Source organism: Serratia proteamaculans (assembly GCF_013337185.1).
In the GTDB taxonomy this organism is placed as follows: domain Bacteria; phylum Pseudomonadota; class Gammaproteobacteria; order Enterobacterales; family Enterobacteriaceae; genus Serratia; species Serratia proteamaculans_D.
On sequence record NZ_SWDE01000001.1, the window covers coordinates 2,124,756 to 2,146,559 of the forward strand.

24 protein-coding genes are annotated in these 21,804 nt (G+C 55.2%); 12 read left to right on the forward strand and 12 right to left on the reverse strand.

Going from position 1 to position 21,804, the window contains the following annotated elements:
* The first annotated feature begins 23 nt into the window (after window positions 1–23).
* The gene (locus tag FCL49_RS09955; protein WP_174353370.1) at window positions 24–932 is read left to right on the forward strand and encodes a LysR family transcriptional regulator; all 909 of its coding nucleotides are present in this window, start codon (window positions 24–26) and stop codon (window positions 930–932) included.
* Here FCL49_RS09955 and FCL49_RS09960 read toward each other — a convergent pair whose 3' ends face one another.
* Both FCL49_RS09960 and FCL49_RS09965 read right to left on the reverse strand, forming a co-directional pair.
* On the reverse strand, window positions 933–1,316 hold the full coding sequence (locus tag FCL49_RS09960) for a VOC family protein (RefSeq protein WP_174353371.1): 384 nt from the start codon (window positions 1,314–1,316) through the stop codon (window positions 933–935). It lies immediately after the preceding gene.
* Between the two features lies 1 nt (window position 1,317).
* Window positions 1,318–2,100, reverse strand: coding sequence for a DeoR/GlpR family DNA-binding transcription regulator (locus FCL49_RS09965; protein ID WP_174353372.1), 783 nt, complete (start codon window positions 2,098–2,100; stop codon window positions 1,318–1,320).
* A 139-nt stretch (window positions 2,101–2,239) separates the two neighbouring features.
* Between FCL49_RS09965 and FCL49_RS09970 the strand changes: the two genes are divergently transcribed.
* Both FCL49_RS09970 and FCL49_RS09975 read left to right on the forward strand, forming a co-directional pair.
* Window positions 2,240–2,929, forward strand: coding sequence for a transporter (locus FCL49_RS09970; RefSeq protein WP_174353373.1), 690 nt, complete (start codon window positions 2,240–2,242; stop codon window positions 2,927–2,929).
* A 105-nt stretch (window positions 2,930–3,034) separates the two neighbouring features.
* Entirely contained in the window at window positions 3,035–3,652 is a 618-nt protein-coding gene (locus tag FCL49_RS09975) for a hypothetical protein (RefSeq protein ID WP_174353374.1), read from the forward strand.
* Window positions 3,653–3,661: 9 nt separating this feature from the next.
* Here the strand turns inward: FCL49_RS09975 and FCL49_RS09980 are convergent, their stop codons facing one another.
* The 3 genes from FCL49_RS09980 to pagP all read right to left on the reverse strand — a co-directional run bounded on the left by FCL49_RS09980 (window position 3,662) and on the right by pagP (window position 5,308).
* Window positions 3,662–3,925 carry a putative hemolysin gene (locus FCL49_RS09980; RefSeq protein WP_174353375.1) on the reverse strand — a complete coding sequence of 88 codons (264 nt, stop codon included), beginning with the start codon at window positions 3,923–3,925 and terminating at the stop codon, window positions 3,662–3,664.
* Window positions 3,926–3,982: 57 nt separating this feature from the next.
* Complete coding sequence (locus FCL49_RS09985) at window positions 3,983–4,468, reverse strand: DUF2501 domain-containing protein (protein ID WP_174353376.1); 486 nt, start codon at window positions 4,466–4,468, stop codon at window positions 3,983–3,985.
* Window positions 4,469–4,714: 246 nt separating this feature from the next.
* Complete coding sequence (gene pagP / locus FCL49_RS09990) at window positions 4,715–5,308, reverse strand: lipid IV(A) palmitoyltransferase PagP (protein ID WP_174353377.1); 594 nt, start codon at window positions 5,306–5,308, stop codon at window positions 4,715–4,717.
* A gap of 802 nt (window positions 5,309–6,110) precedes the next feature.
* Here pagP and FCL49_RS09995 point away from each other — a divergent pair.
* Window positions 6,111–7,787, forward strand: a complete 1,677-nt coding sequence (locus tag FCL49_RS09995) for an alpha-keto acid decarboxylase family protein (RefSeq protein WP_174353378.1) — start codon at window positions 6,111–6,113, stop codon at window positions 7,785–7,787.
* 21 nt (window positions 7,788–7,808) lie between these two features.
* On the opposite strand, the gene FCL49_RS10000 is transcribed toward FCL49_RS09995, so the two are convergent.
* Window positions 7,809–8,717 (reverse strand): LysR family transcriptional regulator, encoded by a 909-nt coding sequence (locus tag FCL49_RS10000; protein ID WP_174353379.1) that lies wholly within the window; start codon window positions 8,715–8,717, stop codon window positions 7,809–7,811.
* Between the two features lie 70 nt (window positions 8,718–8,787).
* Here FCL49_RS10000 and FCL49_RS10005 point away from each other — a divergent pair, with 70 nt between their 5' ends.
* Window positions 8,788–9,642: an alpha/beta fold hydrolase gene (locus FCL49_RS10005; protein WP_174353380.1), complete on the forward strand. Its 855-nt coding sequence runs from the start codon at window positions 8,788–8,790 to the stop codon at window positions 9,640–9,642.
* A gap of 15 nt (window positions 9,643–9,657) precedes the next feature.
* On the forward strand, window positions 9,658–10,266 hold the full coding sequence (locus FCL49_RS10010) for a glutathione S-transferase (RefSeq protein WP_174353510.1): 609 nt from the start codon (window positions 9,658–9,660) through the stop codon (window positions 10,264–10,266).
* On the opposite strand, the gene FCL49_RS10015 is transcribed toward FCL49_RS10010, so the two are convergent.
* Window positions 10,263–11,366, reverse strand: coding sequence for a DUF1615 domain-containing protein (locus FCL49_RS10015; RefSeq protein WP_174353381.1), 1,104 nt, complete (start codon window positions 11,364–11,366; stop codon window positions 10,263–10,265). The genes FCL49_RS10010 and FCL49_RS10015 overlap by 4 nt on opposite strands.
* Window positions 11,367–11,572: 206 nt before the next feature.
* Here FCL49_RS10015 and tehB point away from each other — a divergent pair, with 206 nt between their 5' ends.
* The 3 genes from tehB to FCL49_RS10030 all read left to right on the forward strand — a co-directional run bounded on the left by tehB (window position 11,573) and on the right by FCL49_RS10030 (window position 14,869).
* Window positions 11,573–12,433 carry an SAM-dependent methyltransferase TehB gene (gene tehB / locus FCL49_RS10020; protein WP_174353382.1) on the forward strand — a complete coding sequence of 287 codons (861 nt, stop codon included), beginning with the start codon at window positions 11,573–11,575 and terminating at the stop codon, window positions 12,431–12,433.
* A gap of 153 nt (window positions 12,434–12,586) precedes the next feature.
* Window positions 12,587–13,225 (forward strand): leucine efflux protein LeuE, encoded by a 639-nt coding sequence (leuE, locus tag FCL49_RS10025; protein WP_174353383.1) that lies wholly within the window; start codon window positions 12,587–12,589, stop codon window positions 13,223–13,225.
* 144 nt (window positions 13,226–13,369) lie between these two features.
* Window positions 13,370–14,869, forward strand: a complete 1,500-nt coding sequence (locus FCL49_RS10030) for an aldehyde dehydrogenase family protein (RefSeq protein ID WP_174353384.1) — start codon at window positions 13,370–13,372, stop codon at window positions 14,867–14,869.
* Between the two features lie 36 nt (window positions 14,870–14,905).
* On the opposite strand, the gene feaR is transcribed toward FCL49_RS10030, so the two are convergent.
* The 3 genes from feaR to FCL49_RS10045 form a co-directional block, all read right to left on the reverse strand.
* Window positions 14,906–15,814 (reverse strand): transcriptional regulator FeaR, encoded by a 909-nt coding sequence (gene feaR / locus FCL49_RS10035; RefSeq protein ID WP_174353385.1) that lies wholly within the window; start codon window positions 15,812–15,814, stop codon window positions 14,906–14,908.
* Window positions 15,815–15,978: 164 nt separating this feature from the next.
* Window positions 15,979–17,826: a hypothetical protein gene (locus FCL49_RS10040; RefSeq protein WP_174353386.1), complete on the reverse strand. Its 1,848-nt coding sequence runs from the start codon at window positions 17,824–17,826 to the stop codon at window positions 15,979–15,981.
* 171 nt (window positions 17,827–17,997) lie between these two features.
* Window positions 17,998–18,639 (reverse strand): DsbA family protein, encoded by a 642-nt coding sequence (locus FCL49_RS10045; protein ID WP_174353387.1) that lies wholly within the window; start codon window positions 18,637–18,639, stop codon window positions 17,998–18,000.
* Window positions 18,640–18,860: 221 nt separating this feature from the next.
* Here FCL49_RS10045 and FCL49_RS10050 point away from each other — a divergent pair, with 221 nt between their 5' ends.
* From FCL49_RS10050 to FCL49_RS10055, 3 genes are all read left to right on the forward strand, one after another.
* Entirely contained in the window at window positions 18,861–19,109 is a 249-nt protein-coding gene (locus FCL49_RS10050; protein WP_174353388.1) for a hypothetical protein, read from the forward strand.
* A gap of 142 nt (window positions 19,110–19,251) precedes the next feature.
* Window positions 19,252–19,386, forward strand: coding sequence for a hypothetical protein (locus FCL49_RS24765; protein ID WP_302479842.1), 135 nt, complete (start codon window positions 19,252–19,254; stop codon window positions 19,384–19,386).
* A gap of 59 nt (window positions 19,387–19,445) precedes the next feature.
* Complete coding sequence (locus FCL49_RS10055) at window positions 19,446–19,673, forward strand: hypothetical protein (RefSeq protein WP_174353389.1); 228 nt, start codon at window positions 19,446–19,448, stop codon at window positions 19,671–19,673.
* A gap of 95 nt (window positions 19,674–19,768) precedes the next feature.
* On the opposite strand, the gene FCL49_RS10060 is transcribed toward FCL49_RS10055, so the two are convergent.
* Window positions 19,769–20,353, reverse strand: coding sequence for a flavin reductase family protein (locus FCL49_RS10060; RefSeq protein ID WP_174353390.1), 585 nt, complete (start codon window positions 20,351–20,353; stop codon window positions 19,769–19,771).
* A 203-nt stretch (window positions 20,354–20,556) separates the two neighbouring features.
* Complete coding sequence (locus tag FCL49_RS10065; RefSeq protein WP_174353391.1) at window positions 20,557–21,789, reverse strand: YncE family protein; 1,233 nt, start codon at window positions 21,787–21,789, stop codon at window positions 20,557–20,559.
* Between the last annotated feature and the right edge of the window lie 15 nt (window positions 21,790–21,804).

The following is a 21,804-nucleotide window of genomic DNA, read 5'->3' on the forward strand; positions in this document are numbered from 1 at the left end:
ATATGGAACGATAAGGACAGGCGATGTTCACTGATTTGAACGATCTGTTTTATTTCGCCAGCGTGGTCGATCATCAGGGGTTCGCCCCCGCCAGTCGGGCGCTGGGTATTCCCAAGTCCAAACTGAGCCGCCGCGTAGCACTGTTGGAAGAACGCCTGGGCGTACGCCTGATCCAACGCTCAACGCGGCGTTTTTCCGTCACCGACGTGGGGATGAATTACTACGCACACTGCAAGGCGATGCTGGTGGAGGCCGATGCGGCGCAGCAGGCGATCGAACAAACCCGCGCCGAACCCTGCGGCACGGTGCGCATGTCCTGCCCGGTGGCGATCCTTCATACCCGAGTAGGCAGTATGGTGGCGGCCTTTATGGCCGATTACCCGCAAGTCACGGTGCATCTGGACGCCACCAACCGTCGGGTTGATGTGGTGGGTGAAGGGCTGGATCTGGCGATCCGCGTGCGGCCACCGCCGCTGGAAGACAGCGATCTGGTACTGAAGATCCTGGCGCAGCGCACCTGGTGTGTCGCCGCCAGCCCGGCATTGGTACGAACCCTCGGCCCGGTTAAACAACCGGAGGATCTGCATAAGTACCCCACGCTCGATCTCGGGCCTGCGCGTGCACAGCATCTGTGGCAGTTGACCGGGCCGGACGGCGTGAAAGTGGAATGGGAACACCGGCCACGGCTGGTCACCGACGATATGCTGATGTTGCGTACCGCGGCGATTGCCGGTGCCGGTATTGTACAACTGCCGTCGATGATGATGCGCGACGACATGTTGCGTGGCGAGCTGGTGCAACTGTTACCCGGCTGGCAGCCACAGGGCGGCGTGGTGCATGCGGTTTACCCGTCACGCCGTGGGCTATTGCCAGCGGTGCGGCTGCTGCTCGACTATCTGGCGCAGCAGTTCTCGACTATCGAAGAAGAGTGATCAGCCGGTGATTTCGATGACGTTGCCGTCCGGATCGCGGATGATCGCTTCGTAAAAACCATCGCCGGTCCAGCGTGGCGGCGCTTGCAGGATCCCCTCCTGCTGCGCGCGCTGCGCCAGTTGATCGACCAGGCCCTCGTCGCCGAGCGACAGCGCAATATGCGCCCAGCCGACGCGTTCATTGGCCTGCTCCGCCGGCAGCAACTCCGGCAAACTCATGATCTCCAGCGTTGGGCCGCTGGCCAGGCTGACAAAACGGGAAACAAAACCCGGGCGATTCTTGCTAACGTACAATTCTCCTGCCACGCCGTTGAAGTAACGCTGCCAGAACGCCACCTGTGCGTCAATATCACGGGTCCATAGGGCAACATGGGCTATTTTCATTTCAGTCTCCAATTGATGAATCGCTGTACAACACCTTGCCACCGCTGTGGGTCACCTGCTGTTCGAGCTGTGTGTGCTTGCCGGGAGGCGTCACCAAATAATCAACGCGGCTGGCATGAAGGAAGCTGTAAGGGGCATAGGTATTTAATTTGTCGCCGGTACAGAGCACCGCCACATTTCCGCAACGCGTCAGCAGGCGTTTCTTGAACTGAGCATCCTGATAATTCAGCGCCGAAAAACCGCTGCCCGGCTCATAGGCGCAGATGCCGGTAAAGGCGATGTCGAAATGAAAACCGTCAATTTCCTGTACCGCTTTAGCGTCCACGCAACCACCGATGTCGGCATCCAGCTCTCCGCCGATTAAAATAGTGCGGATCCCCGGCCTTTCCAGCATTTTGGCAGCGATACTCAGCGAATTGGTCACCACTGTCAGCCGTTGGTCAGAGGGCAACAGATCGGCCAGATAAAGGTGGGTGCTGCCGGCATCGAGGAAAATCACCTGATCCTGCTTGATCAACGTCAGTGCGGCCAATGCCAGCGCCTGTTTCTCATCACCGCTCAAATGTAGACGTGTACTAATCGATCCGGTTGCCGGTGTCGGTGCCAGTGCGCCGCCATAAATGCGTTTACACAAGTTTTGAGCCGCCAACTGGCGCAGATCGCGCCGAATGGTGGCTTCGGTGGTGTTCAGGCGCGTGGCCATTTCAGCCGCCAGCACCTGCCCCTGTTGCTGTAGCAGGGTCAGGATAGCTTCATGGCGTTGGTTGGGGAGCAGTTTGGACATTTTTCCTCTCGCTGGTGAACAAGTGATCACAAATGTACATAAACGTTCAAAAACGTACAACCCATTTATCCCTTACCGCAAATGGACAGCCTGGACTAGACTTTGACTGAAGTGTTACGTCACAGATAAAGGAATATTGATGACCTCCGCCCTGCTTTATACGCTGTTCCCCGCCGCAGCCACCGTGGTCGGTGCCGCCGTCGCGCTTTATCGTCGCCCTGGCGCTGCCACCATGCGCATCATTCACCACTTTACCGCCGGCATCGTATTTGCCGCCGCCGCCACCGAAATTCTGCCCGACCTCAAGCAGCAATCGCCCTGGGCGGTACTGCTTGGTGGCGTCGTCGGCGTGTTACTGATGCTGTTGGTCAGGCGTCTGGGAGAACGTGCACAGGGGCCGGCAGGTTTTGTCGCCGCCGTCGGCGTGGACATTTTTATCGATGGACTGGTGCTGGGTATCGCCTTTGCCGCCGGTGCCAAAGCCGGTCTGCTGTTGACCCTGGCACTGACGCTGGAAGTGCTGTTTCTCGGGTTGTCGATTGTCGGCGATTTGCGTGATTTTCTTGGCAGACGGATAAGGGCCATGCTGGCGGTGATCGGTCTGGCCCTGTTGCTGCCGCTCGGCGGCATGCTGGGTGCACCGATTGCCACGCTGGGCGCCTTCTGGCTCACGGCATTTCTGGCCTTTGGCCTGATTGCCCTGCTGTATCTGGTCACGGAGGAACTGCTGGTTGAGGCCCATGAAGGAGGCAAAGATACGCCGCTGGCTACCGCGATGTTTTTTGCCGGTTTTTTACTGCTGTTGCTGTTGGAAGAAGGGATCGGTTAAACGCAGGTATTTCAACAGACGATCTCCTCAGCCTGAATGATTTGGCTATACTGAGGCAAGCAACGTTACCGCAGAACGTAACGGCTTGGGCGCTAAGGGAAAAAGATGCTGTCAAAAGTGGTGAAGTGGCTGTTTCAATTGCCGGGCAGGCTGTTTGGGGGAATTTTCAGGAGTCGCCTGACGATTTTTATCTTCTTTATGCTGATCGCCGTCGGGGTGTTCAGCGCCAAGCGCTATCTGCGCGCTCATCAAAATGACGATGAGTTTGTCTCGGTCATCCCCACTGATTACAACCGGGCTATCCAGCGTGAAATGCCGCTGCGCGAGGCACGCGAACAGTGCGGTGGCCCCCTGCATGACAATGCAGGACAACCCTGGCCAACCTCGGCCGGTTTCCTGCACCAGGCAGAACACCAGGCCAACGGACACCTGCAGCAACTGACGCTGGACAATCAAAACAACGATTTTCCGGTGTTGGTCAAACTGGAAACGCCCGGCCAGCCGCAACAGCTGGCAGAAGTGTTTATTCCCGCAGCTGGCAGTTTCAATCTCAAAACCAGTCCGGCCGGCGAATATGTCCTGAAGGTCAGAAATATCAAAAGCGGCTGTAACTTCCGCTCCCGACCTTTCACCCTGAGCAGTCAGCAGAATTGGCGTCTGCCGCTAACCCCGCAAACGGACGGCAGCGTGCGGCTACAGCCGATCAGCGATCGTGAGTTCTAACCAGAGCGCTTATTTCTTCACCGGGTGGTCACGGCGGAACAGTTCCCAGCTTTCAATTTCCTGGCCATTCGGCAGGGTGCAGGTGGAATACTGGCCATTGGCATTTTGTTTGGCATTCAATTTACCGCCAATTTCGGTGCAATAAACGTCTGCCGGATTAGCCAGGCCGATCGGTTTCATCTTGGGTGGGGGTGGCGCATCATTGGATTTCATAGTGCAGCCCTGTAGCATCGCCATCCCTGCGAACAGGGAGACCATCAGAATTTTTTTCATTTTTTCAGCTTATACAAATTAAAAACGGCGGTGCATAAGCAACCGCCGTTTACATTATCAGGAAATGAATGACGCGCCCTGCTTCAGGACCAGATCGCAGGCCTTTTGCTTCACTTTTTCGGTAATTTGTGAGGTGCCCAGGCTGTTCAGATCCAGGCTCTTGCCTTCGCCGGTTTGCAGCAGACCGCCCAGCCCTTGCTGGTAGTCCTGGCTCTTGGCGTTCTCAGGGCTGCTGATGCCCAACTTATTCAACAGTTTGTCTTGCACGCCTTCAACGCCATTGGCTGACAGTACGTTGTTTTTCACACAGTACTGCAGGATACCGGCGGCATTGGTCATGCTGCTGGAGCTCAGCGCTTTATCGCCACCGTTCAACAAACCGGTCAGTGAGGACAGTGAAGTGCCGCCAGTGCTGTCGCCTGACTTGCTCAGTTCACCGGCTGCGCTGCTGAGAGAATCCATCAGTCCGGCAGCCTGAGCCGCGCCACAGGTCATAGCCGTAGTCAATGTCAGTGCCAACAGTAAACGTTGCTTGGTGTTCATTAGGGTAAAACTCCTGTTATCTCGCCATTCCTGCCTGCTTCCATTGCCCTGTGCGGCAGGGGAAATCAGGCGGGTCTATCCGGTGCAATAAGCGCAATGCGCTGGGTCAATTGTTCGGACGCCACCACCGGCGACAAGTTCCTTTTAACTGGCCACGCCGCGATTTTTTCGGAATTCAGGTAATTTCTTGGCTGAATAATCAGCAACAGAGGGCGTAAGGGGGCAGATCGAACGACCCGCCGGTGATTAGAACTGCCAACGGAACCAGCCAAAGAACACGTTACCGTTATTGTAGGTACCGGGAATATAGGTGGCCTGGAAGGTCAGTTGTTTGTAGCCGATAGAGGCCAACGGCAGCGGCGCCGGGATAGGAATGTAATTCCAGTTATCACGCGCGGTGATGCTGGCGGTAAAGCCCAGGCCAAGGCGGAAATCCTTGTCCTCCAATGGCCGCCAGATCTTCTCATAAGCGTAACCGCCGATCGGTTCCCACTTATTGAACGAATCCTTGAATACCATCAGATAGAGGCCATGCCAGTCGCCGTCGCTGTCGTAACGCGAGATACCATAGCCACCGCCCCAGGGGCGCTCGTTGTACGAATCGATTTTTTCCTGGCTGTAAGTCAGACGGTTGTGCCAGGTAATTGCCGGCACATAGATGTCTTTATTCGGAGAGTTGTTCCAGGTTTCCGCCACGTTACTGGTGAAACGCTGCCACAGACCCGGCTTTTCAGCCTGCGTGGCGTTGCCATTTTCTGCACCAACCTCAGCGTAAGAAGGTAGTGCAGGAAATAGCAACGCCAGTGTGCAAGCCAAAATTGTCCGTTTAAGAAACATCATAAACTCCTGTAAAAAATAAGGCCGAGGATTCTTACCGATTGCCCCACCAAGATCAAGCTGTATCTTATTTATCCAGCCTGTTTCTGCTCCCTGTTGTCACTTGGTTAAGTTTAGCCGCCATCAGGGGAGAGAGCCGATTTTGGGCGCTCAGGCTACCCTTCCCCCAGGGCAGCGTCTGTCAGAATACTCCGTAATCATGCTGCCACAGCAGCAAGGGCTGGCGGTGGTGTGGCATGGGGTAAAACTTCTTTTCTGCTCTGGGTGTAGCAAAATGTTTACCCCCTTCCGGCAAGCAAATGTAACGGCGGTCACGTTTTTAATCGCTACTGACAAGCCGTTTTATCGGCGATCCTGACAAACTAAGGCCCCTGCTGCGCTGCGCTGCTGTAAATATGCAGTTACAACGCTGCAATAGAGGCCCGAGCCGCCAATAACAGGTGGATGGCAGGGAGTAATTTAATCAGCAGGCAAAAGTACCGGGAGCGCAACCCGTGCCCCATGATCTGGCTGTACAAGCCAGATTTTACATATCCGTTACATTCAATGAAAAATACCACCGCCAATATCCACACAATTCATGCCGATTAGTCACAACGTAAACCCCCGAATACAAGCCATCGGCCCCCGATAAAACCGCCTCAACTTGAACAAGCCGATAGTTTAAATAATTGTTAAAGCTAACCAGCGAAGCCCAGTCTACAGGGGCCCAGCTTTATTTCATGATTCGCTACACAACATCGCCGGCAATTATTTTTGCCGTTCTCTGCCTGATAAAAGAAAGATAAGAAATCCGGAGAAATACATGAAAATCACTATTGGGGCTTTTATCCTGCAACAGCTCCGCACCCTCAACATCGATCGTATTTATGGCGTACCCGGTGACTATAATCTGGCGCTGCTGGAACTGATTGAACAGGATGACAAACTGGAGTTCATCGGTAACTGCAATGAACTCAATGCCTCCTATGCGGCCGACGGCTATGCGCGGCTAAAAGGCGCCGGAGCGCTGATCACCACCTACGGCGTCGGCGACCTGGCCGCGCTGTCCGGCATTGCCGGTGCCTACGCCGAATCGGCCCCGGTGGTCTGCCTGTCCGGCACCCCGCCGTTGCATGCCATGAAAAATCACCTGCTGCTGCACCACACGCTGGCGGACGGCAACTTTGATAACGTGATGAACTGCTTTAAACAATTCACCGTCGCCCAGGCATTAATTACGCCGGAAAATGCGGCGGTGGAAATTCCCCGCGTTATTTCCCGCGCCTGGACGGAAAAGAAACCGGTTTATTTGCAATTGCCTTCCGATATTTGTGACGTAGAAATTGAAATTACTCAAGCGGTGGCACCACCGCAATTACCCGCCAGCGACAAATATAATGTGCAACTGGCAGCAATGGCGTTGCTGGCGCGAATCAAACAGGCGAAAAAACCGATTATTCTGGTCGACCAAATGGTGGATCGTTTTCAGCTACAGCAATTAGTGATCGACGTGGCGCATAAATTCGCCATCCCGCTCACCAACATGCCGACCGCCAAATGCATTATTCCGGAAACCACGCCGGGCTGGATGGGCGGTTACAGCGGTAATCTTTCACGCCCCGAACTCTATGAACACATGGCACACGCCGACTGCGTGCTGAGCTTTGGCGTACGGCTGGTGGACTCCACCACCGGCTATTTCTCGCATCGCATCCCGTCCGACGCGCAAATCGATATTCAGCCGTTCTCGCTGAATCTGGGTAATACCTCCTACCCGGCAGTGGCGACGGCAGACCTGCTACAGGCGCTGCTGGCATTGGGAGAAGGCGTCGCAGATCATCAGCCGGCCCCACTACCTGAAGCACGCCATCGGCTGGCGACGCCGAGCGAAACCCCAATCGATCAAGCTTATTTATGGCAGCGTCTGCAACGCTTTATTCGGGCCGATGACGTGCTGGTGGTAGAGAACGGTACCTCGGGCGCGGCGATTGGCGGCATGCGAATGCCGGACGGCGTCCAGGTGGTCAATCAGCCCATTTGGGGTTCGATCGGTTATACCCTGCCGGCGCTGCTGGGTACCATGATGGCCGCACCGGAACGTCGGCACCTGCTGTTTATTGGCGATGGCTCGTTCCAGCTTACCGCGCAGGAAGTTTCCACCCTGCTGCGTTACGATCAGAAGCCGATTATCTTCCTGATTAATAACGACGGTTACACTATCGAGCGTTACATTCTCGGCGAAAATTCGTCGTACAACGATATTGGGCCGTGGGACTACGCCAAACTGCCTGCGGTGCTCAACACCCAGGCGACACCGTATTGCGTGGCGGTAGAAACCACTCAACAGCTGGAGTTGGCGCTGGAGCACGCCTCACGTCAGGATCAATTGACCTTTATCGAAATAAAGGTGCCGATGATGGACACACCGCCGGTGATGAAGGAGTTCTGCAACCGCTGCAATAACTTTAACTTCGGCCTGACCAACCCGCGTCGCACTTAACCTGTCTAGATCCGCCGTTGCTCAGGGAACGGCGGATTTACCCAAAATCTGTACCACCTGCTGCTGCAAGGCTTGCAGTAGTGGGTGGTGCCGCCTGGCCCCCAGACGTAACGCATGCGCCACCGGTGGCAAAGGCAGCCTGCGCTCAAAGTTTGCCTCGATCTGCACCCGCCGATCGATGGACTGCTGATTGAGCAGGCCAATGCCCATCCCGGCAGCAATGGCCGCCAACATCCCCGCCACCGACGGGCACTCCACCGACACCTGGCAGGCAATACCCGCGGCGCTCAGGCGCTCTTGCGCCAGGCGGCGGTAAAAGCAGTCCGGTCCGTAACTGACCAGTTTCACCCTGTCTCCGGGCTGATAGCGCCAACCCGGTGGTACACACCAGTGAATACGCTCCGTTGCCAGCACCACATCTTCTGCGCTCAGCGCATCGCAAAACTGTTGGTGAAGCACCAAATCCAGCGCTCCTTGCTCCAGTGCATTACGCAACACCTGGCTTTGCTCAATGACCAGCTGTACATCCACCTGTGGGTGTTGGTGGGTGAACGCCGCCAGCAAGGCAGCCAACTGAGGTAAAGACATCTGTTCCGTGGCACCAAAACGCACCTTACCCTGCAATAACGAAGGAGAAAAATGCGCCAGTGCCCGATCGTGAGCCTGCAAAATCTGCCGTCCATGCGATAACAGCGCCTCGCCATCCGCTGTTGCAGTCAAGGTCATGCCCTGACGATCGACCAGCGTGCGCCCCAACTGCTCCTCCAGCCGTTTGATTTTCCAACTTACCGCCGACTGGCTGAGATTTAGCTGTTGTGCCGCACGCGTCATACTGCCGGTGTCGATAACGCTCTGAAGCGCCCGCAAAGCATCAATGGATAAGCGCTGGTTCATAGACACCTCATGACAAAAATTGGATTTAACCACCATAACTTGTCATTGGCGTCATAGGAAGACGATGAGTATGGTTTGCGTACAACACGGCAACCGGGTAATCAACATGAACGGCTTAACATCTGTGCTTAATCAGCAAGTTATTGTCGATGGCCATCGTATTGCTACCGGCATACATGGCACCGGCCATCCCCTGGTATTGGTACACGGCACCCCTGCCCACTCGATAATCTGGCGGGATTTACTGCCCAGCCTGACGGCGGCGGGCTTTAGAGTCCATATCTACGATTTACTGGGTTACGGCGCATCAGAACGACCATTGTCGGCAGACACGTCCATTGCTGCACAGGCAGATTTACTGATCGGCCTGCTGGACCATTGGCAACTGGAGTCCACCCACGTGTTTGGTCACGATATTGGTGGCGCATTGTCGCTACGCGCAGCGTTCGGGCACTCCCGGCGCTTTCGCTCGCTGACCATCGCGGATATTTGCAGTTATGATTCGTGGCCTTCGCCAAGCTGGCGTGGCATCCGCGATAATTATCGTCAGTACGCCGTCATGGACGCCTCACAGCATGAGCAAACCCTGGCTCGCCAACTGAAAATGGCGGTGTTCAACAAGTCGCGGATGTCTGGAGAGCTATTGCAGCACTATCTGGCACCGATCGTCGGCGTGGTCGGTCAACCGGCATTCTATCAACATCAAATCGCCCATTACGACGCGCGCTATACTGAAGACTTTGCTCAGCGCCTGCCAGAGCTACGTCTGCCGGTGCAAATCCTGTGGGGCGAGAACGATGAGTGGCAGCCGGTCAGTTACGCCTATCGTTTGCAGGGTGATATTCCCGGCGCCAGGCTGCAGGTGATCCCCCAGGCGGGGCATTTTTTAATGGAAGACGCACCGGAAAGGGTAGCTCAACAGCTGGTAACGTTTATTCATTCACTTAATTCGGGCGAATAGGCTCTGGAGAACATGATGCAACTGATTGGCATGCTGGATTCACCCTATGTACGCCGGGTGGCAATTTGTCTGAAGTTATTAGAGATCGAGTTTGAGCACCGCGCAATTTCGGTGTTCCGCGGTTTTGAACAATTCAAAGCCATTAATCCGGTGGTAAAAGCCCCAACGTTGGTGCTGGCCGACGATCAAATCCTGATGGATTCCTCGCTGATCCTGGAATACGCCGCCGGCATCGCCCCCAGCGGTAAGGCCCTGCTGCCGACTGAGGGCACTGCGCGACTCTATGCCCTGCAACTGAACGGGTTGGCGCTGGCCGCCTGCGAAAAAACGGTGCAAATCGTTTATGAACAACAGTTACGGCCACAGGAGAAACAGCATCAGCCCTGGTTGGATCGCGTTCAGGGCCAGTTGCTGGCAGCCTATGCAGAACTGGAAAAACAGTTGGCGCGAGCCGGCGCCACGCCCGCGGTGATGGGCAGCGCTGAGGTCAGCGTGGCGGTGGCCTGGAGCTTCACTCAACTCATGCTGCCCGGGCTGATTAGCGCCGATACCCACCCGACGCTTGCGGCATTTACCGCCCAGGCCGAGCGGCATCCTGCGTTTATCAGCACCCCACAGGTTTAACCCGCCGAAGCGCGCGTCATGCAACGTTGACGCCGCTCGTCCACCCGCTTGGCAAACCAGGCGGTGGTCAACTTACGGGTAATTTTCGGGCTTTCCAGTTGAATGCCCGGCAGCATTTCTCGTGGCAGTTTCTTGCCGGTGGATTTCTCCGCCAGGGCATAAACTCGCTCATACAGGTCGGTGTCGGCAAACTCCGGCAAATCGCCCTTTTCCAGCGCCCGACGAATCGACGAGTCACTCATATTCAAACGCTTGCCGAGGGTGCGTACCGCCAGCTCGGTGGTGCCCGGCTTGTCGGTACCGAAGTTAATCAAATCTCCGTCCAGCGCCAGTGGAATGCCCGATGTCCGGCTGACTGCACTCTGGAAGGCCGCGTTGCGGCTGGCGTACCAACCGGCATTGAAGTCGGCAAAGCGGTAAATCGGTTGGCTGTAGTTGGCCGGATAGCCCAACAGGTGAGCGATACCGAAATACATGCCGCCACGGCGGCTGAACACTTCACGGCGGATGGTGCCATCAATCGGGTACGGGTAGCCTTTGGCATGGACTTCGGCGAAGGCAATGCTCACCTGCATCGGCCCGGCGGTATGCACCGGATTCAGGCTGCCAAACAGCTTTTGCCCCATCGGCACCGAATTAATCATGTCATCAAAGATATCGCTCAGATCTTTTTCGGTGCGTACCTTATCGAGCCGCTCGCTGTAGCTCTTGCCGTTCGGTGATTTGATCATCAGAGCGGTATGCACCAGGAAGTTGGGAATATGCAGCTGGTCGGCGCGGCGGTCGATCTCTTTCCAGGCAATTTTTGGCAGCCCCGGCACCGGCGGGTTAGCCTGGAAGGTCGACTCCTGCTCGGTGACGGCCAGCACCGAACACAGGTTCTGGTCGCTGGGTTCAATGCCCTGCGCGGCAAAAGCGGCGGTGATATCGGTAGCCCACCCCTGACGGTCTGCGGTGTTGGCCGGCATTAACCGCACCAGCTGGGCTTTGACGTCTGCCGGACGTTGCACCGGCGTAGTGGTCGTGGTTTTGGTGCTACAACCGGCCAGCACCAACAGTGCACCCAGGCTCAATGGCTTGATAAAATGGCGAATTAGCATCTTTTCCCTGATCTTTTAGCATAAACTGCACTGACGTTAGCCCAGGCTGGGGCCGTGATCCAGTTTAAATATGCCAATCCTCTCGTACGGCCAGCAGGAAAATCCACTTTGATGATCTCAGACATGTTCAAAGTCACCATAAACATGTATTTTATATGCAACATATAAAATCGTGATGCGGCAACGCAGAACCCAAGGAGTGATAGATGAACGAACTGCTTTGTTATAAAACCCTGCCGGAGTGGAACAGCACTACGCTGCCAGAGAGCTTCCAGCAAAAGCACAACACCCAAAGCGGTACCTGGGCCAAACTCAGGCTGCTGAGCGGCACATTGACCTTCGCGTTGATGACCGAGGAAGGCGAGACCACCGAAACCTGGCAGTTCAGCCCCGAGAGTCAACCGCCGTTTATCGAGCCACAACAATGGCATCGCATCGTTTCATTCTCCGATGATATGACCTGCCAACTGGCCTTCTACTGCTCGCCGGAAGATTACTATCACAAGAAATACCAACTGACGCGTACCCACTCCGAAGTGATTGAGGCCGTCCAGCAGATTGCGCCCGGCAGGACGCTGGATCTGGGCTGCGGCGGCGGACGCAACTCGCTTTATCTCAACCTGAAAGGCTTTGACGTCACCGCCTGGGACAAACACGGCCCGTCGATCGATAATCTCAACGGCATCATCGACAGCGAAGGCTTGGCGCACATTCGCGCCAGCGTGCAGGATCTTAATACCCACAGCTTCGACGGCGAATACGACTTTATCCTTTCTACCGTGGTGTTGATGTTCCTCAACCCGGCGCAGATCCCGCGGCTGGTGAAAAACATGCAGGATAGCACCGTCAACGGCGGCTACAACCTGATCGTCGCGGCGATGGATACCCCGGATTATCCTTGCAGCCTGCCCTTCCCATTCACTTTTAAACCGGGTGAGTTGAAAGACTATTACGCCGGCTGGGAAGTGCTTAAGTACAACGAGGACGTTGGCCAACTACACAAAACCGATGCCGCCGGTAATCGCATTTCACTGCGTTTCGCCACGCTGCTGGCACGTAAGCCATAACCCCTGTCTGCCCGCGCGCAACTAATGGCGAAATACGGCAATCAACATGAAGTTTATTACGTTGCCAACCCGCCCCTGCGGCGTTAGGATCGCGCCCGGCTACGGGTGTAGCCAGTGTTATTGGCTGTCAGTTCCGCGCATGGAGAGGTTATTGTGTTAGAAAGTTTTGGCGTCCTGAATCTTTGGACCTATCTGGCCGGGGTGATTTTTATCATCATCCTGCCGGGCCCGAATACGTTGTATGTGTTGAAAACCGGCGTAACACGAGGTGTACGGGCCGGCTATACCGCCGCGCTGGGCGTGTTTATCGGTGATGCAATCCTGATTTTCTGCGCCTATATTGGCGTGGCTTCGCTGATCCGCACCACGCCGTTTCTGTTTACCCTGGTGCGTTTTCTCGGCGCGATCTACCTGCTGTTCCTGGGTGCCAAAATTCTCTACGCCACCTTTATCCAGAAAAATGCCGAGCAGCATCAACAGATTGAAGGTAGCCACAGCATTCTGCGCAAATCACTGACGCTCAGCCTGACCAATCCGAAAGCGATCCTGTTTTATGTGTCGTTCTTCGTGCAGTTTATCGACTTCGACTATGCCCACACCGGCCTGTCGTTCACCATTCTGGCGTTGATCCTTGAATCGGTCAGTTTTCTCTATATGACCACGCTGATTTTCTCCGGCGCGATGCTGGCGCACTTCTTTAACCACAAGAAAGGCCTGGCAAAACTGGGCAATGGCCTGATTGGCCTGCTGTTCCTCGGCTTCGCCACCCGCCTGGCAACCCTCAGTTCCTGATCCTGCCGATTAACGGCTGACTCTCTCAGCCGTTATGTCACGCAGGGCAAACCGATTGTCAGGCAGACAAAAGTCGTCCCTCTGTGCCTGCTGTAGACTTTTAAGGTTAACGATAGCGACCTTTTTTGTCTGACAGGAGGGCGTATGCCTGACAATACCCTAGCAGTGATGGACAGCGTTTCGCGTTTTCTCGATCGTCATCATGGGCTGTATATTGACGGCCAATGGTGCGAGTCCCATGCCGAAGATCGGTTGGCGGTATATAACCCCGCTAACGGAAAACAAATTTCCTCCACCGCCAATGCCAATGCACAGGACGTCGCGCGTGCCGTGCAATCGGCACATCAGGCTTTCACCTCCGGAGTCTGGGCCCAACGTTTACCTGCCGAGCGCGAGCGCATTCTACTGCGCTATGCCGACCTGCTTGAACAACACACCGAAGAGCTGGCCCAGTTGGAAACACTGGAACAGGGCAAATCGATCAATATTGCCCGCATGTTCGAGGTTGGCTGCACGCTGAACTGGATGCGCTACACCGCCGGGCTGACCACCAAAATCACCGGCCAGACGCTGGACGTGTCGATCCCAATGCCGCCGGGTGCCAAATATCAGGTGTATACCCGTAAAGAGCCAATTGGCGTGGTGGCCGGTATCGTGCCGTGGAACTTCCCGCTGATGATCGGCATGTGGAAGGTGATGCCGGCGTTGGCGGCGGGTTGCTCTATCGTTATCAAACCCTCTGAAACCACCCCACTCACCCTGCTGCGCATGGCTGAACTGGCCACCGAAGCCGGTATACCGCCGGGCGTATTTAACGTGGTGACCGGCAAAGGCACCGGCTGTGGCAAGGCACTGACCGAACACCCGTTGATCGCCAAAGTGAGCTTTACCGGTTCCACACCGGTGGGTAAAGGCATCGCGCGCGCGGCGGCGGATCGCCTGACCCGCGTCACGCTGGAACTGGGCGGTAAAAACCCGGCCATCGTGCTGAAAGACGCCGATCAACAGCAGGTTATCGAAGGCCTGATGGCGGGCAGCTTCCTCAATCAGGGCCAGGTGTGCGCAGCCAGTTCGCGGATTTATATTGAAGCACCGATCTACGACAGCCTGGTCGCCGGGTTCGAGCAGGCGGTGAAGTCTCTGACCGTCGGGCCGGGCATGGATGCCAACGCGCAGATCAACCCGCTGGTCTCCAGCGATCACCGTAATAAAGTCGCGGCCTATCTGGACGACGCCAGATCCAAGCATGCGGAACTGATCAGCGGCGCAGCCGGGCCGGACTCGCAAGGGTTCTATATTCCGCCGACGCTGGTGATAAACCCGGATGATAAGTTGAATCTGGCACGCGAAGAAGTGTTTGGCCCGGTGGTAAATCTGATCCGGGTGGCGGACGCCGAAGAAGCGCTGAGCAAAGCCAACGATACCGATTACGGCCTGACCGCCAGCCTGTGGACCACCAGCCTGCAGGCAGCAATGGCTTATACACCGCGCATTCAGGCCGGTACGGTCTGGGTCAACACCCATACCTTGATCGACGCCAACATGCCTTTTGGCGGCTTTAAACAATCGGGTAGCGGCCGCGACTTCGGCCCGGACTGGCTGGATGCCTATACCGAATCCAAATCGGTGTGCATTCGTTACTAAAGAGCGCCTTAATCATCAATAGCGCCGCAGATGGCGCTATTGATACTGCTTGCGATATTCGCTCGGTGAAACGCCAAAGCGACTTTTGAAGGCGGTGGAAAAGTGACTGTGATCGCTAAAACCCCAGTCATAACCGATAGTGGCCAGTTTCTGTCGCTCCGGCGCACTGCGTAACGCCTGCGCGCACAAATCCAGACGGCGGTGCTTGATATATTGCGCCACCACCAGCCCCTGACGAGCAAACATCCGATACAGACTACGCACCGAAACCCCAAGCTCATCGGCGATCCACTCCGGCCGCAACTGCGGCGACTGAATATGCGTATCGATAAACGCCAGCGTACGGCTGAAGCTGCGCGGAGGGCTCTCTTCCCCCACCACGCGATCGACCAGCGCCGGGCGCAACAGCGTCGCAACCGCGTTCAGGATCGCCTCACTCTCTGGAGCGCTCATCTGTGAGTCCTGCATACACCCCAGCACCAGTTGCCGGCTAAGGCGCACCACGCTGCTTTGCGCATCCAGCCTTCGGACGCACTGTACATCGGACGCAGACTGCTCAAGATAGCTGCGCGGCATCAGCAATGAAATTTGGCGGGAGTCTTGTTGAAAGGTAAAGCTGCTGGTACGCGAAGCGTCGATTAGCGTGACGTCACCGGCGGACAACACCGCCTGCCGACCGCCCTGCTCCATCAATGAACTGCCACGTAGCTGAAACACCGTGAAAAAGTGCGAGCCGTCGCTGCGGGCAATTTCCTGTTGGGTACGATACAGCCGGGTCTGGGCGGCATCCACCACGCTCAGGCGCAACGCATGGGCACGAAACTCCTGCATCGCACCGCTAAAGCCTGGCCCCAAGGTCCTGGCGCAAAACCGGCCGCAGGCGGAATTGATTTTCGCCAACCACTCCTCGAAACCGGCCTCCCTGACCTGTGCGGAAATTGCCATGCTTTACCTCTTCCAACATCAGCGATGAACAGAAAATCAACATAACAACCCGATAACATACAAGCAATGCCGGAACCGGGATCTGGCGCCGAGATCACAGATTGCGTCTTGCGCCACCCGACATAAAAAACCCGGCCGTAGCCGGGTTTTTCATATAAACAGGATCACAAAACGTTAAAGTTGATATTACCGATATATAACGACTCACCGGCTGGCAAGTTGGTCAGGTTGATATAGAACAACAGCCATTGCTGGCTACCGTCGGCAATATTACGCGGCGCTTGCCCGCTGCCTACGTTGAAATCGCTGGCGTTACCAAACATGTTGATCGCCGTCGTTGGTGTAGTGGTCACATTGACCGTACCGAAGTTCCAGGTGTCCTTAACGTTGGAGAAATAATAGCCGACTGGTGCTGTCACACTGCGGATCCCTTCGCCGGAAAAGGCATAACCGGCAGTGGTAGCAAACTCCACCGACCCCATCACCTGCACTTGGCAATAAGGTACCTTGCCCTCCCCCATCGCCATCGGGATAGCAATCCGTTGGCTGCCGGTAGTCGCGGCCGTTTTCCTGATCTCAATGACCTTACCGGTAAAAGCAGACCCGGCAGGGGGATAAACGGTTTGCACCAGATAATTGGCTGCGGTAAATGCGTAACCGAACACAGTGGCCAAATAAGAGGTTACCTGCTCAGCCGTTTGCAGCTTCAGCATTTTATTGTTTTTTGAGGTGAGAGGCTGTAACACCGGGCATTGGTTCTGATTAACCATAAAACATCCCTGGGTTCTTAACTGCCCCTCCCCGGATAACAAACTGTTGTGCCCGAAGGTGTTCTCAAACTCACAGTCCTGCAGGATCACCTTGCTGTGATATTGTTGAGCATCAAAGTAGGAAGGCGCGGTGATGGCTACATTGGTGGTACCGTAGAACTTGGTGCCCACGGCGGTAAAACTGCCGGTACCCGTGATCACCACCCGGCTGTTGGTAATATCACTGTTAATCTCCATATGGCCGCCAAGCATGCTTACCCGCGCGTTTTTAATCATAAAACCAAACTTTTGATAATCGACAGAGCAGTCGACGAAGTTATGCGCGCCACCTTCCAGGTTCAGAACCCCTCCATTAGCAAAGGTGCAATTGGTATAGCTGAGATTCTCTCCGGCGTCGGCGATACCCGCCGGGTAATAAACATCCCCACCTGAGTTTTGCGAAAAATAGCAGTCATAGAAACGGATCAAATAAGCGCGTGCACCGTATCTGACCGCTGGAGCCGTATGGAAATGGTAGAATTTTGCCTCGCGGACAACGCATCGGCAAAAACGGAAATCCCCCGCGACACCTTCACCTTCAAACAGCATCCCTGTCACACCCAGGTTAATGGTGCTGCTGTCGATACGGTTTGGACTGCATGAATACATTTCCAGTTTTTCTAGCGTGCATTCAATGGTCGGCCGATTTTTTTCGTTGTACAACTGCAACAGGGCTTTCGGGTTGTTCACATCCTGGTTAAAACCTTCGTTGGCAAAGATAGCGCCACCGTTAGCGTACAAATTAATGCGCGTGTTCCAAATAACGGTAGAGCCGAAACCATATTGACGATTACCTTTAAAGCGCACGCCTGCCGGTTTGGGAGTCCAGTTGATATAGGTGCCACCCGGTGCTGTGCCCGCAGTACCAACCAGCCAAGCCAACATGCTGCTAAATGCCGGGGCGCTGTCATAACCATCGTTTACAAAGTTACCGGATTTATTACGGTAAAACGGTCGGGCTCCCCACCACTCAGGATCGACGCAGTCTTCAAAAACTCGCTCCCAAATAACATTGTTGGCGTCTTTAATCAGCATTACACCGTCGACATCCCAACGATCTACCGTCGGACTGGTGACTTGCTTGATAAACCGGCCACCGGTATAGCTGTCCGTTACAACAATTTCTTCGGTATTGCTGGTGTTTAACGCGACGTCATTCAGAGTTGCAACATAGTAAATGGTGCTTGATGAAGGTAATGGCATAGAGGGCTCCAGGATGTCAGTAGCAGAAGTCATTTAACGCCTGCGAAGGAGTCACAACTATATCGACGACAACAAGGTGGGGTTAGCGTAGCGCGTCCACTGCTAGCTGGCACAACAATCGAGAAAAAAACAAAGAATAAGGCACAGGGGAAGCCCCTGTACCCGCAGAAATTAAGGCTGGGTGGTCAGTAGATAGCGGACTACGGCTGCGTACTCTTTGGCGTAGCCGTCAACGCTTTGGCTCGCCATTCCGGCATTGTCGATCTTGTACTTGCCGGAAACATAGAACGATGGCGTGGCGCGCACGTCCAGCGCTTTGACCGCTTCATTCTGTTTGGCGATCATGCCCTTCACCAGCAGGCTGTGACGCGCATTTTCATAGGTGGCGGCATCAACACCGGCAGCGGCAAACACCCGCTGAATATCCTGTTCATTGTTGATGGCACGCTTCTTTTGCAGCTCGTCGAACAGCATGCCTTCGATTTTGTCCTCAATGCCCATCACCATCGCCACCGACCAGGCTTCGGTCAGTTCGTTACCCAGCTTGCCCATCAGGCCAACGTGGTATTTGGTCAGTTTGGTGCCCTCAGGCAAGGCCTGGCTGACGGTGCTGCCCACATGGTAAGTCTCGGCAAACTGAAAGCACGGGCCGCAATAAAAGGAGAAAAACTCCACCACCGCAGGGGCGGAGGCGACCGGTTTATCCAGGCGGGTATATTGCTCGCCTGCGCGGTAATCTGCCGCGCCAGCGACAGCAGGAAGCAGTAACACCAGTAACGCACCGGCAAACAGCCGATTGATTTTAGCCAACATAAATACTCCAATTCAGATGAGAACATTGTCCCTAACGCCGGTGTTTATAATCAAATTACTGGCTTAAGGCCAGGCTTTATTACCTTATGTTTATGTGGGATTGACCCATATCAAAGGCGTGGGCCAGGCACCCGGTGGTTTTCTCTGACTCAGGCACTATGCTTAAAAGAAGGCGTTGACCGGTGCGTAGCGGCACCAGGAAATCGGATACCGAGGTTAAAATGACACCGATTAATAAAAACATTGGCGAATACGACTTCACTGCGCAAAAGAGAGCGGGCATCATCACCGGCACTATCAGCGGTGAATTCCCGGACAGCGATGCCAGCCTTCCCCTGCTGCCCTTTTCCGGTAGCTTTAGCGCCCCTTCCGTGGCAGAAGCCATCGCAGAGATTAAACGCAAGTTTCCCCATATAGAGCCGGCCATTATCGATTTATTACGCGATGAATTGCTCAGGGCGGGATATTAACCCGCCCCATCTCAAAGGCTCGCCCCGATTAGAATATTCTTACTTACAGAACCTTTTCGGTTTGCCTACTGTTTCCATATTGCTAACACCTGCGGCGGAAGATGATACTGGCTCTCTCAATTTAGATGTCAGGGATTATATTATGCGTCGTATTATGATGTTCGTCTGTGCGTTAACTATTAGCGCAATGCTTTCCGGCTGTATATTCCCACCACCTGGCGGCGGCGGTGGTGGTGGGCGCGGCGGGCATGGCTACCACTTTAACGGCCCACGTTAATGGTCAGCCCCGACTCAGGGGCTGAGCAAAAATATAATATTATCAATTCAGGATATAGAATGAAAAAGCTGATAGTTATTATTGCCGCCGTCATGGCGTTAAATTGCGCATCGGTTTTCGCGGCACCGCCGATAAATGAACATAATGACAGGCCGGTGGTTCATCAAAATAATAAAAAGCCGCACCACAATAAAGTGCAGCCCAAGCCCCATCACAATAAAAAACCGCTCAAAAGGCCCTATAAAAAAATGCCAGAAAAGCGTGCGCCGGAGATCCGCCCCCACTAGCCGCGATTATTAATGTCAGTGATTGAGCAGCGATAACGCTACCCTGGAAAACTCACCCCACCGGCATGCGGTGGGTGTGAGTCTCGGGGCATGATTTACAGCGTCTTTGCCCGCAGGGTGTCGCCACTGCGAATAAAATTGCCGGCCCCCAGATGATGGATGGTATGCAACTGCGGATCGGCATCGGCAAAGTTCCAGCGACCACCGTGAAACACCCGCTCATCTGCGGCTGCGGCGACCACTTCGCCAAAGCAAGTATCATATTTCTGCTGCGCGCCGCTCTCCGGCAACAAACGGCACTCCAGCCAGGCCACACAACCCTGTTCTATCAGGGGAACATTCAATTGGGCGCTGGAGAAGGTTGCAATGTTGAAGCGGGCAAACTTGTCCTCCACTTCCTGCCCCGAAATACTGCCCACCGCATAGGTGGTATCGATAAACATCGCTGCCGGAATGCAGATGCCGAACACCCCACTTTCCTCGATCATCTGCCGTGAATGCGCCCCCTTGTCGACCACGATGGCAATACGCGGCGGCGTGAATTCAACCGGCATCGACCAGGCGGCCGCCATCACATTGCGGCGTGTCCCATCCTGACTTCTGCTGGTGATCAACACCGTTGGGCCATGGTTAAGCAAACGGCTGGCATGTTCCAGTGCAACGGGGCGAAAATGATTCATGGGAAGTCCTTCATTGGTGTTTCTGGCGGATCAAACATCGGGGGAACGGCGATTGCCTTCCATTGCGCAGTGTAGTTCTGCGTTGCTGCGGGGATCAATCGCGTTGGCGATAAAGAAGCACAGAATGTGTATGTCGATCGCTCTGAAGTCAGGCGCTGGCGGGAATACGCTGCGTCAGCCTTCACTGACGCAGCAGGATAAAGCTAGTTTTTCGGCAGTTGAATACGCACCACGCTTTCTGGTTTTCCGGCCTTGGTGCTGGCGCCGTCATTTTTCACCGTCACGAACAGCACATTGTTACTGGTATCCAGCGCCAGGCTGTTGGGATGCGGCGGCAAATCCAGCGTTTGCAGGCGTTTAAGCGTCTTCGCATCAAACACCGTCAGCGTGCCAGTACCGTGATCGACACGGATCCCTTTGCGGTTAGCGACGTATACCCGCTGGTTATGGTCGTCCAGCAGCAGGCCGATCGGTACTTCATCGGTCAGTTCGCTGGCCAATACCTTGCCGCTGTCCGCGTCCAGCGCGAATACCCGGTGGCCGCTGCTGCGTTTCTTGTAGGCACGCTCCAGATGAGTGTCGCGGTAGTTATCGCGATCGATCCCCTGATCCACCCCCAGCAAACGGTTGTTTTTGCCGTCATACACCAGATTCAGCAACTGATCCGCCTGGATCTCTTTGGTCGAGGTGATCGCCAGCGTGTCGGCATTCAGGGTGATCAACTGCCCCTGCATGTTGGAGACAAATACCCGCCGTCCTTTTTCGTCGATGGTGATCCCTACCGCGTTGTAGCCAAAACCGGGGATCATTTTTTCCAGTTTTTGGGTTTTGGTATCCACCACAAACAGCACGCTATCGACCCCGAACCCCAGCCCCGGCAGGAACAGGCGACCGCTCTGCGCGTCATATTTCACCTCGCGGATGCGGTATTGATAGTCCTCGGTGATCTTGAAGCGCTTAAGCTCTTCGAGCAAAAACTCCAGCCGCTTACCGCTGATACCGGCATCTTTGTAGGTTTTTTCCAGCATGCTCTTTTCGGTCACCCGGATGCTGGCCAGTGCACGGTTACTGGTGGTATCGACCACGCCGACTGAGCCGTTGAAACCCTGCGTCAGATAGAGCCGATGCCCGGCATCATCCAGCGCCACACCAAAGCCTTTCACCTGCAGCGGGATCTCCGCCTGCACCGCCAGCGTGGCCGGATCCAGCCGCAGTACGCGGGATTTCGCCTCTTCCTTCCAGTCTGGCGCACTGACAAACAGTGCCTGCTGGCTTGGGCTGAAGGCCATTTCCACCACCGCCGACGACAACGGCTGACGCTTGATATCTTCTGGCTTAATCCCGGCATCACGGGCCTGCGCCGCACCGGCCACCACCAACGACGTGGCGATCAACAATGACAATAAAGCGCGGGGTGTTCCTAAAGTTCCAGACATCCGTTTATCTCCATG